16 protein-coding genes are annotated in these 12,196 nt (G+C 60.9%); 2 read left to right on the top strand and 14 right to left on the bottom strand.

Features of this window, described 5'->3' with window-relative positions; genetic code table 11:
• Positions 1-19 precede the first annotated feature (19 nt).
• Positions 20-667, bottom strand: coding sequence for a response regulator transcription factor ErdR (gene erdR, locus PseuLF5_RS07955; RefSeq protein ID WP_123465189.1), 648 nt, complete (start codon positions 665-667; stop codon positions 20-22).
• 223 nt (positions 668-890) lie between these two features.
• Complete coding sequence (locus PseuLF5_RS07950; protein WP_340133323.1) at positions 891-1,637, bottom strand: tRNA-uridine aminocarboxypropyltransferase; 747 nt, start codon at positions 1,635-1,637, stop codon at positions 891-893.
• 189 nt (positions 1,638-1,826) lie between these two features.
• Between PseuLF5_RS07950 and PseuLF5_RS07945 the strand changes: the two genes are divergently transcribed.
• Positions 1,827-2,252 carry a PA3611 family quorum-sensing-regulated virulence factor gene (locus tag PseuLF5_RS07945; protein WP_123465185.1) on the top strand — a complete coding sequence of 142 codons (426 nt, stop codon included), beginning with the start codon at positions 1,827-1,829 and terminating at the stop codon, positions 2,250-2,252.
• Here the strand turns inward: PseuLF5_RS07945 and PseuLF5_RS07940 are convergent, their stop codons facing one another.
• Positions 2,253-2,447, bottom strand: a complete 195-nt coding sequence (locus PseuLF5_RS07940) for a hypothetical protein (RefSeq protein ID WP_123465183.1) — start codon at positions 2,445-2,447, stop codon at positions 2,253-2,255.
• 352 nt (positions 2,448-2,799) lie between these two features.
• Between PseuLF5_RS07940 and PseuLF5_RS07935 the strand changes: the two genes are divergently transcribed.
• Entirely contained in the window at positions 2,800-3,918 is a 1,119-nt protein-coding gene (locus PseuLF5_RS07935) for an LOG family protein (protein ID WP_123465181.1), read from the top strand.
• Positions 3,919-3,975: 57 nt separating this feature from the next.
• On the opposite strand, the gene recX is transcribed toward PseuLF5_RS07935, so the two are convergent.
• The 11 genes from recX to PseuLF5_RS07880 form a co-directional block, all read right to left on the bottom strand.
• Entirely contained in the window at positions 3,976-4,446 is a 471-nt protein-coding gene (gene recX / locus PseuLF5_RS07930) for a recombination regulator RecX (RefSeq protein ID WP_123465179.1), read from the bottom strand.
• Between the two features lie 8 nt (positions 4,447-4,454).
• Positions 4,455-5,513 carry a recombinase RecA gene (recA, locus tag PseuLF5_RS07925; RefSeq protein ID WP_003222269.1) on the bottom strand — a complete coding sequence of 353 codons (1,059 nt, stop codon included), beginning with the start codon at positions 5,511-5,513 and terminating at the stop codon, positions 4,455-4,457.
• A gap of 83 nt (positions 5,514-5,596) precedes the next feature.
• A complete protein-coding gene (locus PseuLF5_RS07920) occupies positions 5,597-6,097 on the bottom strand; it encodes a CinA family protein (RefSeq protein WP_123465177.1) in 501 nt (166 codons plus the stop codon).
• 68 nt (positions 6,098-6,165) lie between these two features.
• On the bottom strand, positions 6,166-6,684 hold the full coding sequence (locus tag PseuLF5_RS07915; protein ID WP_340133322.1) for a lysis system i-spanin subunit Rz: 519 nt from the start codon (positions 6,682-6,684) through the stop codon (positions 6,166-6,168).
• The gene (locus PseuLF5_RS07910) at positions 6,663-7,229 is read right to left on the bottom strand and encodes a glycoside hydrolase family 19 protein (RefSeq protein WP_123465174.1); all 567 of its coding nucleotides are present in this window, start codon (positions 7,227-7,229) and stop codon (positions 6,663-6,665) included. Before PseuLF5_RS07910 ends, PseuLF5_RS07915 begins: the two co-directional genes overlap by 22 nt.
• Before the next feature lie 76 nt (positions 7,230-7,305).
• Entirely contained in the window at positions 7,306-8,454 is a 1,149-nt protein-coding gene (locus PseuLF5_RS07905) for a phage tail protein (protein WP_128615425.1), read from the bottom strand.
• A 10-nt stretch (positions 8,455-8,464) separates the two neighbouring features.
• Entirely contained in the window at positions 8,465-9,064 is a 600-nt protein-coding gene (locus tag PseuLF5_RS07900) for a YmfQ family protein (RefSeq protein ID WP_340133321.1), read from the bottom strand.
• A complete protein-coding gene (locus PseuLF5_RS07895; protein WP_340133320.1) occupies positions 9,052-10,095 on the bottom strand; it encodes a baseplate J/gp47 family protein in 1,044 nt (347 codons plus the stop codon). Before PseuLF5_RS07895 ends, PseuLF5_RS07900 begins: the two co-directional genes overlap by 13 nt.
• On the bottom strand, positions 10,085-10,483 hold the full coding sequence (locus PseuLF5_RS07890; RefSeq protein ID WP_123465166.1) for a phage GP46 family protein: 399 nt from the start codon (positions 10,481-10,483) through the stop codon (positions 10,085-10,087). The genes PseuLF5_RS07895 and PseuLF5_RS07890 overlap by 11 nt, the downstream gene beginning before the upstream one ends.
• Positions 10,483-10,992: a phage baseplate assembly protein V gene (locus tag PseuLF5_RS07885; protein WP_123465164.1), complete on the bottom strand. Its 510-nt coding sequence runs from the start codon at positions 10,990-10,992 to the stop codon at positions 10,483-10,485. The genes PseuLF5_RS07890 and PseuLF5_RS07885 overlap by 1 nt, the downstream gene beginning before the upstream one ends.
• A gap of 158 nt (positions 10,993-11,150) precedes the next feature.
• Entirely contained in the window at positions 11,151-12,194 is a 1,044-nt protein-coding gene (locus PseuLF5_RS07880) for a phage baseplate assembly protein (RefSeq protein ID WP_186745193.1), read from the bottom strand.
• Positions 12,195-12,196: the final 2 nt, after the last annotated feature.

Genomic DNA, 12,196 nt, shown 5'->3' with positions numbered 1-12,196 from the left:
CGTGAAGTCGCGCGCTTTATCAGCTCGAAATTGACTCAAGTTGTTGCAGAAGCAAGGCCGCCTGAGTCCGGGTGCGCACATTCAACTTGCGAAAGATCGCTGTCACGTGGGCCTTGATGGTCGCTTCCGACACACTCAGCTCGTAGGCAATCTGCTTGTTCAACAACCCTTCGCAGACCATCGTCAGCACGCGGAACTGTTGCGGCGTCAGGCTGGCGAGGCCATCGCTGGCGGCCTTGGCTTCGTCGGACACGCTGACCGCCTCGAAGGCCTGCGGTGGCCAGAACACATCGCCGTCGAGCACTTTGCGCACCGCTTCCTGAATCACGCTCAGGTCGCTGGACTTGGGAATAAAGCCGCTGGCGCCGAACTCGCGGGACTTGACCATGACCGAGGCTTCTTCCTGCGCCGACACCATCACCACCGGAATCTGCGGGTATTGCCCGCGCAGCAGCACCAGGCCGGAGAAACCGTAGGCGCCGGGCATGTTCAGGTCCAGCAGGACCAGATCCCAGTCGGCCTTTTCGGTCAGACGCGCTTCCAGCTCGGCGATGCTCGCCACTTCCACCAGCCGTACATCCGGGCCGAGGCCCAGCGTCACCGCTTGATGCAGTGCGCTACGAAACAGGGGGTGATCATCGGCAATCAGGATGTCGTATGTGGCCATTTTTCAAATGATCCTGTTTTTGATGGCAGACGCGGTGCATTCCGGCCTGACCCAAGCAACTCAAGATGCCGCTTGAAAGCGGTATCCACAGGGGCACGTTCAACGCCAATAACCAGCAAACACGGCGTTTCAAACCTTGGCCGCACCCTAAACGGCGCCAAGCATGCCCAGCGTTAACCGGGTGGTCAAGCAGCACCGCCCCTGCGCTGTACAGTATGGGCCACTATTGGGCCAACACCGCTTGCGGCTTTCGTATAAAGGGTCGCAACTCGGCATGGGCCGGCGTCGACTCGTTGACGTCCCGTTGCTGTTTGGCGCCCAGATAATGCTGGCTGAACACGTCGAAATAGGCATCCAGCGCCGAGGCGGCGTCGCTGTCGCCCGCCAGTTCCAGGCACAACGCTGCCACTTCGGCGGTGCACAGATGCTCGCTGCGGGTCGAACGGCGCAAGCGGTAGCGCGACAGTTTGTCGGGCAGCAGGCTCAGGATCGGCAAACGGTCGAAATACGGGCTCTTGCGAAACATCTTGCGCGCTTCGGTCCACGTTGCGTCGAGCAAGATGAACAGCGGGCGCTTATGACTATCGGCGACAACGGCGTTGGTCACCCGCGACGGTTCGACGTACTCGCCGGGGAACACCAGATACGGCTGCCATTGCGGGTCGTTGAGCAGCGCCAGCATCTGCGGGTCGGGCTCGGTGCGCGACCAGATGAATGCATGGTTGTCCCGCACCACATCGGCAATCAGCCAACCGGTGTTGCTCGGTTTGAACACTTCCTTGCCGGTCATGATCAGGCACACGCCAGAGCGCGTTTCTACACTTGGCCGCCAGGCACACAGGCAATGGCTGCTGATCACCCGACAATCGCGGCAACGTTCGGAACGAAAGCCACGGGCCTGAATCGGTTTGATGCCCTCATCCTCGCGCTGATCGCGCAGGCGGGCTACGGCGTTGGGGGCGTGATTCATCGCAGGCAACCCCGACAGACAGGAAAACTCGACACGAACAGCACTCGGCAAGGCAATAAAGGCCGGCAGTTTACCAGAGCGACGGGCACAAGCCTGTACCGTCCAGACCGGCTCCCCTATAATTCGCCGCCACTGAACGCACAGCCCCTTGGCTGGTCGAACCACCAGTCACCGAATCAGGAGAGTTTCATGCTGCGCCTAATCGTTCCCACCGCTGCCATTCTGCTGGCGTCGTCCTTCACCGCTCAAGCGGCATCCTTGAGTGAGCAGAATCTGAACAGAGAGCTGCGCAACGTCGCCGCCCAAAGCAGCGTCGGCACGCCACGGGCCATCAATGAAGACATTCTCGATCAAGGCTACACCGTCGAAGGCACGCAACTGATCAACCACCTGAGCGTGCAACAAAGCCACGCCGACAAAATGCGCGCCGACCCCAAAGCCGTGTATTTCCAGTTGGGCGCCTCGGTGTGCAACAACCCGTCGTACCGCAAACTGATGGCCAAGGGCGCGATCATGCGTTACGACTTCACGGAAGTGAAAACCAACAAGGCGATCGGCTCCGCGAGCTATCAGGAATCGGATTGCCCGAAAGCGGCCCCGGCGAAGAAGAAGTAATCATCGTGAATTGGCGCGCCGCTGTTCATCCTCGGCGCGCAGTTCGGCCAGCAAGGCCTGTAAATAGCGTGAACGACGCTCCCCGCCTGCCAGTCTGCGGCAGCACTCCTCTTCGAGACTGATTTGATTGGCCTCGGCCGATGCCTTCAACATCCGATACAACTGCGCATCAATCTCCAGAATCACTCTGGCCATGTGTCCCGCCTCCTTGCCAACCGCTAATCCTTGAATAGCGTGCACCTTGCGTACGGTCGTGACGCAAAGTTGTCGTACGGCGCCTTTAAGTTAGTTAATCAGAGCGTTTGGCCGCCGGCGTACGTTCGGACGAGCGGTGACGAGATCGGCCCCTACCTCCATTTGCGGTTGCCAGGCACAACGTTGCGGCGCAATGATCAAGTCAGCGCAAATGCTCGCAAGGGTCTAGATTCAGAGTATTCCCGATCACGTGCAAACGGCGGCCAAGGACCTGCCGATCGGAAGTGTTATTGCAGCGCGGCACTGACGCCGCATGTCAGGGCCACTCGCTCTGTGCATAAGGAGACGTTGAATGCCTTACCAACCGAATGACCTGCTCAGTCGTCATTTTCAGGAAAACGGCCCCGACCTCATCAGCAAGGTCGAAGAACAACTCAACCGTGTTTCCCCCAACAGCCCGAACATTCCCATCTACCGCGACATGATCCTGACCGTGCTGCGCATGGCCCAGGAAGACCACAACCGCTGGAACGCCAAAATCACCCTGCAAGCCCTGCGTGAACTGGAGCAGGCGTTTCGGGTGATGGAACAGTTCAAGGGACGACGCAAAGTCACGGTGTTCGGCTCGGCGCGCACGCCAGTCGAACATCCCCTGTACGCCATGGCACGAGAACTCGGCGCCGCCCTGGTTCGCTCGAACATGATGGTCATCACCGGGGCCGGGGGTGGCATCATGGCGGCCGCGCATGAAGGGGCCGGCCGTGATCACAGCCTCGGTTTCAACATCACCCTGCCCTTCGAGCAGCATGCCAACCCGACCGTCAACGGCACCGACAATCTGCTGCCGTTCCACTTTTTCTTCACCCGCAAGCTGTTTTTCGTCAAGGAAGCCGACGCGCTGGTGCTGTGCCCGGGTGGCTTCGGCACGCTGGATGAAGCACTGGAAGTACTGACACTGATCCAGACAGGCAAGAGCCCGCTGGTCCCGGTGGTCTTGCTGGACACACCGGGCGGCACGTTCTGGCAGGGCGCGATGGACTTTATCCGCCAGCAACTGGAGGACAACCACTACATCCTGCCCACCGACATGAAGCTGATGCGTCTGGTCTACAGCGTCGAAGAAGCAGTAGAAGAGATCAATCAGTTTTACAGCAACTTCCACTCCAGCCGCTGGCTCAAGCGTCAGTTCGTGATTCGCATGAATCACAAGCTCAGCGATCAGGCGCTTGAGCACATGCAGTCAGCCTTCGCCGATTTGTGCCTGAGCGACCAGTTTCATCAACACGCCTACAGCGGCGAAGAGCACGATGAAGCACAGTTCAGTCATCTGGTGCGGCTTGCCTTCGCCTTCAATGCCCGCAATCACGGACGTTTGCGGGCATTGGTGGACTACATCAACCTGCCGGAAAACTGGGCACAGTCCGCACCACAAATCGCGCAACGCAGTCGCGAACCGTCGAAGGTTATTTGAAGGCAAAAAAAAAGCGGCCCGCTATTTCCATAGCGGGCCGCTTTTTATTTAACCGTGTTAATCGTCCATGTGCCTGCCGCTGAACAAGCGGTTGATCATCTCCATCGAGAACCCCCGATAAGCGAGAAAACGGCCCTGTCTGGCCCGTTCCTTGGCATCGTTGGGTAGCTGCCCGGAGAACTTTCGCTGCCACGTTTCCTGAAGTTGCTCCTGCCAACTGATACCGCTCTCGCGCAGGGCGACTTCGATATCGGCACGTTGCAAGCCACGCTGGCTCAACTCTTCACGAATTCGCAGAGGGCCATAGCCGGAACGGGCACGGTAGGAAACAAAGCTTTCAAGGTAACGGGCTTCGGACAGCAGTCCCTCTTCCGTCAAACGGTCGAGGGCTGTTTCGATCATCTGCGCCTCAGCGCCGCGCTGGCGCAGTTTGCGCGTCAACTCGACTCGACCATGCTCGCGACGTGCGAGCAGGTCCATGGCGGTTCGCCGCACCGCGACGAGGGTATCAAGTACGGCGGTGGTCATCGCTGCAATCAGATATCAGCGTCAGCCAGGTCGTCTTCAGTCTCTTTGACTGCAGAGGCCTTGGAATCGGCGATCACGGCTGGCGACAGCAGTTTGTCACGCAGTTGCTTCTCGAGCTTGGCGGCGACTTCCGGGTTGTCCGCCAGGAACTTGGCCGAGTTGGCCTTGCCCTGACCGATCTTGGTGCCTTCATACGCATACCATGCACCGGACTTCTCGACGAAACCGTGCAGCACACCCAGGTCGATCATCTCGCCGTTGAGGTAGATGCCCTTGCCGTAGAGAATCTGGAACTCGGCCTGACGGAACGGCGAAGCGACCTTGTTCTTCACAACCTTGACGCGGGTTTCGCTGCCGACCACTTCGTCGCCTTCCTTCACCGCGCCGGTACGGCGGATGTCGAGACGAACCGAGGCATAGAACTTCAGCGCGTTACCACCGGTAGTGGTTTCCGGGCTGCCGAACATCACGCCGATCTTCATGCGGATCTGGTTGATGAAGATCACCAGGCAGTTGGCGTTCTTGATGTTACCGGTGATTTTACGCAGCGCCTGGGACATCAGGCGGGCTTGCAGGCCCACGTGCATGTCGCCCATTTCGCCTTCGATTTCAGCCTTCGGTACCAGGGCTGCCACGGAGTCGACGATGATCACGTCAACGGCGTTGGAGCGCACCAGCATGTCGGTGATTTCCAGGGCCTGTTCGCCGGTGTCCGGCTGGGACACCAGCAGGTCGTCGACATTGACGCCCAGCTTGCCGGCGTACTCAGGGTCGAGGGCGTGTTCGGCGTCGACGAATGCGCAGGTCGCGCCGGCTTTTTGCGCCTGGGCGATCACGGACAGCGTCAGTGTGGTTTTACCGGAAGATTCAGGACCGTAGATTTCAACGATACGGCCTTTTGGCAGACCGCCGATGCCGAGTGCGATGTCCAGACCCAGAGAGCCAGTGGAAATGGCCGGGATCGCCTGACGGTCCTGATCGCCCATACGCATTACGGCACCCTTGCCGAATTGACGTTCGATCTGACCCAGGGCCGCAGCCAAGGCTTTCTTCTTGTTGTCGTCCATTAAAGTCCTCACGTAATCAATAAGGCCTGACGGCCAACACCTGTATAAGTAGCCAGTATTATTCCACAGCGTTCGCGGATCGCCTACCCCTGATTTTCGATTTCTCGTGCCGCTAGTCGCAGGAGCCCCTCTAGCGCGGCCTTCACCGTTTGTCGGCGGACCTCGTCGCGGTTGCCGGGGAAGTGCTGAACTTCACTGCTCAGCGCATCGCCGACACCAAAGGCCAGCCATACGGTACCCACCGGTTTGTTCGGCGAGCCGCCGTCCGGGCCGGCAATCCCGCTGACCGCCACGGCAAACCGCGCCCGGCTGTGTTTCTGTGCGCCGCGCACCATCGCCTCGACTACTTCGCGACTGACCGCGCCCACCGTACCGAACAATTCGGCGGGCACATTCAGTTGCTGGGTTTTCTGTCGGTTGGAGTACGTCACGTAGCCGGCCTCGAACCATGCCGAACTCCCCGGAATGCGGGTGATCGCTTCGGCAATACCGCCGCCGGTGCAGGACTCGGCGGTGGTGACGTGGGCGTTGAGCAATTGCAGGCGTCGGCCAAGTTCGGCAGCCAGTTGAGTGAGGTCTTTCACGGCGCGCTCCGGATCGGGTGGAATGCCTACCACCGTACACGAGCCGGTTGCGCTTTCAATACACAGACTCATTCAAAATGTGCGGGCGCCAGCGCTCTGACATAGGCCTGACACGCCTGCAAGGCAATCAGTCCACGGTCGCCGGTGTCGGTGATGGCGATAATTCGTTGAGCATGCGCCGGGTCAAGTCGGGCGCGTACGGTTGCATGATCCACGCCGCCGGTGCCGGCGGTGGCTGGCACCCCGCAGCCATGGGCAGCGTCGCCGGCGTCGATGAGGACTGACAGGCGCACATCAGCAGTGGCAAGACGATCGCGCAGGCGATCCTGATCACGTTGGGCATCGCTGAGTGCTCGATAGTGGGTTTGTTCACTGGCCGCGAGGCGTTGCTCGAGGGCCAGACGTTTATCCTGCTCGGCCTGCTGCGCGGTGGCAGCCGTCAACGTCAGTTGATTGAGGGTCTCAGTGTTTAATCGCGCCTGCTCGGCCAATTGTCGCCCGTAACGCCAGTCCTGAAATTGCCAGGCCGCAGCAAACGCGCCAGCCCCCAGCAACAGAGCGCCGATCATTCGCCAGGGGATTGGCATAGCACCGCCCTCGCCCGCGCCCAGATGTCGAGGCGATCCTGCAGGCCATTCAACCCGCCGTTGATTCGGCGAGTGATGCTGTTGAACTGATCGCGATCGGCCAGTTCGTTCAGGCCGTTCAGTTCCCAGAACCACGCCGCGGATTCGGCTGCCCATTGCGGTTGCTCGAGCAATTCGGGCAACGACAGCAAGCGCTCATCGCCGAACAGTCCGAGGCTGCATTGGCGGTAGTTGCTGCGCCCGGTGATCTGGATCAGTCCGCGACCACGGTACCTTTGCCCATCGCCGTCAGCTTCGGGGGTGTTGCCCAGACGCAAGGCCAGCGTGCCGGTGTCATATTTGCTCAGGTATTGGTTGTTGCCCAACTCGCGCACGTACTGCAATTGCCCCGATTCATGGCCGACCTGCGCGAGGAACGCGGCGATGCGTTTGGGGCTGTCGATGTGACGCCGGGCCATGGCGGCGTTGAGCGCTGAAACAAAAACGCCCGCTTGGCTGCGGGCGTTGGGGAATATCTTGAGCAGTTGTTGATCGGTCAAATCCATCACTCGCTCCGGTCAATGTGAAAAGAAAAAAACCGCGCCCCGCAGGCATGCACGGGCACATTTGCGGGGCCGGGTCTCAGTACTTGATGACGTACAACAAGGCGACGTTACGAGGCCGCGCCTCGTTGCCGCCGTCCGCAGCCACTGATACGGCGTGAGTGTGGTCGCCCACGGCGTTCACCGTGATCGTATGGGCGTGATCGCCGGCCGCAATGATATAGAGACCGTGCGCGTGATTGCCGGCCACTGAAGTAACGGCTGCATAGTCGCCAGGACCGCTGCCTGTACCCTGGCGGCCGTAGGACGTGTTGTTACCGGACGCCAGAATGCCGTGCTGGTGTTCCCCGAACTCGTTGGTGAAACCGCCGTGGCTATGGTTACCGGCAACGGCGGCAGAGGCCCCGTGAGTGTGGCTGCCTGCCGCGGCGGCAGAAGCCGCGTGGGTGTGGGAAGCGTTCTGCCCGGCCTGGGTGCTGCCCAGCGCCCGGGCATTGTCGACCTTGCGGCCATCGTCCCAGCCGCGAACGAACTCGCCACGCAGATCCGGGAGGGCAAACGTCGTGCTGCCATCACCCACACCGAAGCGCGTGCCGATCGCAGCGAACAGTCCCGCATATTGCGTACGGGAAACCACAGCGCCGTTACATTTCAGCCAGCCCTTGGGGGCGTCCGCCGTGGCCACAGTCTTGATGTCGCCGATGTCACTGCCGGTCTGCTTGACCATCCCGGTGCTGGCAATCATCACCCAGACGCCACCGGCAATCGAGCTGTTCCACTGTACCCAGACATCACCGGCGGCAGTGATTTCGCCTTCCTGCACAGCGTTGTGGTCAACGCCCACAATGGGTTTGGCCGCCAGACCGTTTGCCGAGAAGGTACTGGCACCGGTGTTGGTGTTAAGGGCCTTGAACCGCAAGACCAACCCGTCCACCAGGCTCGGTACCACCGGCGCATAGGTGGCGCGGTAAGCGTTGGCCGTACCGGTATCCATGGCGTAATCCACCAACCCGGTCTGACTGATCTTGCGCACAGCCAGAAACAACTGGCCGAGCTCGACTTCATCGGGCGTCAGGCCTGCGCCCTTGATCACGCCCAACAGCTCTTCGGTGACCGAATTGCCCCAGACTGCCGGAATCAGCGAACCCGGCGTTCCCGCTACCGGGTTTTCATCGACAAACTTGCCATTGACCAGCCCGACGCTGGGCACACTCTTTGGATAATCCATTATTCATTCCTTAGTCATAATTGATGTACACCTGGGTATGAGCCGGTGCGCTACGGTGAATCAGGCACTCGAGGGCGGAACCCGGGTTCATGCCAAAACGTTCGCCCCAGTAACTGGCGCCAAACCGGCGCCCCAGCGACAGGCGCCCACCGGTGTTGAGAATCCACATGAACTGCGCCTTCCAGGTACCGAAGTGCGCTTTACCGAAGCGTGAGCGGCCCATCCGCGGGACCCGCAGTTCGGTGACGGTCGCATCCGGATAACCCTGACTGCGCGCCACCTCGACGAAGTACGCCGCCGACTGATCGCCCACGGCCAACAAGCGCCGGCGCACGGCCAAACGTCGGTCGTCATAGAGCGGCGTGGCGCCCAGGCACGGATCGGGCAGGTTCATCACCCGCTCCCAATCCGGCACCAACTCGCTGACGCCGGCCGGGTCCATTTCGTTGAGCAGATCGACCGAGCGCGCGTCCAGCCGCGCCAGTTCCGCGGCGATGCCTTGCAAGACTTGATCAAGCTCCGGCAGGCGCTCCAGCTCCCAGGCGGGGCCGCTGGGCAGCAGGCTGCGTAGCTGATTGCGGTACTGCGCGACACCTCTCAAGACAGCCATTCGCAACCTCCGAAGGTCAGCAACTGATTGTTCTCGGCCGTGACATTTTTCGTCGGCGCGACCAGCGTGTGATCCGTTTCACCGGTTGCGCTGCTGATGGCCTCGGCGATATGACTGAGCAACAGGGTTTCACCCAGACCTGCTTCGCGGTTGTGCAGATCCCGCAGCTGGTTCTCGATGGCGGCGCGCACCGCGCTGGTGTCGGGGGTGATACGCAGTCGGTAATTGACCAGCACCTGCACCGGCGCCAACACTCGGACATCCGCCGTCACCGGACGCAAGGGTTCGATGTAGGCCTGAACCTCAGCCAGTTGCTCCTCATTGGGAATGGGTTGCGGGTCGTCGTCGCGCATGATGAAAACGCCGACGGTGCCCGGGCCGAGAAAGTTGCCTCGGCACCAGGCGCGGCTGACGCCCGGGCATTCCAGCGCCCACGTTTCGTAGTCTTGCGCCGAGCCGCCGTGGGGGATCAGGCGATAGGAGCGAATGACCCGCGAACGCAGGGACTCAAGGCTTTCCCGGGCGACACCGCCCGTCATGCCGGGCTCTTGCACCACGAAACTGTTGCTGGTGATCCCCTGGACCGGTTGCACCAGGGTCAGCACCAGGCCCGCGTCGGCGTTGCCCTGACTACCGGCCTCGAGTGCGGCAATGGTCGTGCCGTTGACGCCATTGCCAGTGGTGCGCGCCGTGGTGACTTTATAGGTGCGGCCATCGTTCGATTGCAGCAATGTATCGACATCCAGCACCGCTCCGGCAGACGCAGTAAAACTCACACTGCCGGTGGCCGCTTGTGCAGGCTTGCGCGGCTGGTTCAGACGTAAAGTGGCGATGCGCTCCAGCGTCGATTCATCGGCCTTGTCGGGCAAGATCTGTTGGGCAATCCAGTCGAGATATCCGTACAGACCATAAACCGCGCCGCCGAGGGTACGGGCCAGCACTTGTGCATCGGACTGGCGCAGCGAATCGCCGGCCAGGTCGCTTTGGGTGCGCTTGATCAGCACCGGCAGCGAAGGGGTTTCAAACGGCATAGATCACCTGCCAACTGTTATCGGGGTTGATGTCCAGACGTTCGCCGTCGGCCAGGGTCAGGACCGTGCGCAGGTTCAGGCGCTGGGCGTCGAGGCGTTCGCTGATGATGTCGATGGCACGGCAATGCCCGTCGTCAATCAGCCATTGCAGGGCTTCGCGGGCATAGAACTCGGCGTCCATCTGGGTCTGTCGGCTCAGCTTGACCCGGCGCAACAGCCACAGCCGCGAGCCGATACGGTCATCGGCAACGGTGGGAAAACTGTCGCCCCACCAGCCGAAGCGTTCATCGTCGTCGAGGGCGTCGTCATTGGCGGCACGGCGCCAGGTGAACAGGCTGATGAGCACGGCACGGGTCAGTGCAGCGTGGAGGTTCTGGCTGACAAACATCACTGGCCTCCTGCCGGCGCACCGGTCTTGCCGCTACCGGGCTGCACGTCGACGTGCACATGTTTGATCTGGCTGATGCCACCGGCGAGCTGGTCGCCGGTGGAGACGATCTTGCCGGTCTGGTTGATCACCGGCGTATCGACGTTCACAGCGGTCGTGGCGCGGATGTTCAGCGTGGCGGTTTCGATGTCGATGATCCGCCCGCGCTTGAAGTGAATTTTGTCGCCCTCGTCGGTGTAGATCGCCACTTCGCCGGCCGCCAGTGCTTGCAGGCGATAACGCCGATCGGCGATGACCAGCGCGATGGCATGGGAACGGTCGCCGCCAAGAAAAGTGACGACACCTTCGGCACCCGCCAATGGACGACTGGTGAACCCGTACGGTTCGAAGTGCTCGACGTCGTCGTTCAGTTCACCGGCGGTGAGGCGCATTTGCAGCGATTGCAGCTTGGATGCCGAGTTGGCGAGCACGACGGTGCCGCGCGCCAGCAGGCGTGTCAGTAGGCTCATGATGTTGTCCTCAAGGCTCGGCCAGGCGCAGACAAACCCAGTGGGAGCGGGCTTGCCCGCGTTGGCGGTGAGTCAGGCAAAGATGTGTTGCGGCGACCGTCGCTTTCGCGGGCAAGCCCGCTCCCACAGGGTCCAACGGCGTTTACAACAGTTCAGGCTCAAGCCTGTTTCGGTGGGGTTGGATCAGGATCGAACGTATGCGGTGGCGCCACTTGCAGCGTGGTCACCGAACCCTGTGCCGACAGCGAATACGTCACTTTGGAAATCAGCATGTCGCCATCAAACCCCAGTACCGGATCCTTGACCCGGACCAAGGTGTTGTGGCGCCATAAATCACCATTGGACTGGCGCCAGCCCTGCACCTGATAAGTCGTGGTCTGGGCTCGCCCGACACGGGTGGCGCTTTCCCAGAGGGCACGTTGCAACGACAGGTCAGGATTGATCTGCAGGCCTTCGTTGATCACCGTCACGCGTCGGCGCTTGTACCCCAGATCGGTAGCAATCGACTCGATCTCGCTGACCGCCGCCCCGCTCTTCTGATCGTTGCCTTTTTGTTGGCCAATCACCCGATATTCGGAAAACACCTGGCTGTAATCCATGGCTGCACTGGCCGACAAAATGTTCTTGCCCAGTTCCAGTACATCACTGGCCCGGCCACTGCTGCCAGGCCGGGCCAACAACAGCCGGCCTTGCGCGTCATCGGTGGAGAACACCCGAAACAACGAGAGCAAACGGTCGATGGATTGAAACACCGTCTCGCCCGGCACGATGGTGTAGCTGCCGAGTCGCGCCGTCTCCGCGATCTCGCTGACCACATTGACCTTATAGGAAGACGCCAGCGCTTCGACGATGCTCAGCATCGGCTGGTTTTTCCATTGGTTCGGGCGATTGATCGCGGCGCAATCCACCAGATCCTGGGTACAGGAACTGCCTTCGATGCTCAGACTGATCTGCCGCCCGTCATAGCGGATCGGCGCCTTGAACACATACCCGGTCAAGACCAGATCCTTGCCGATGCGCACCTCGCAGGCATCGCCGGCGGCGATGCGCTGATCCACGGTCTGGCCCGGCCATTGCCAGGTGATATCGAGTTTGAACGTACGAAACTGGCGCTCGAGATCGGCAGTGATTTCAACACTTTTCCAGCCGCCGTATTCCATATCGCCTACGGTCAGCGTGACGCGATTATCCATCTCGCTCATGG

The sequence above is a fragment of the Pseudomonas sp. LF-5 genome (assembly GCF_037626295.1).
GTDB classification, from domain to species: Bacteria; Pseudomonadota; Gammaproteobacteria; order Pseudomonadales; family Pseudomonadaceae; genus Aquipseudomonas; species Aquipseudomonas monsensis.
The sequence above is the reverse complement of the archived record's forward strand: the minus strand, read 5'-3'. Positions and strand labels throughout refer to the sequence as shown.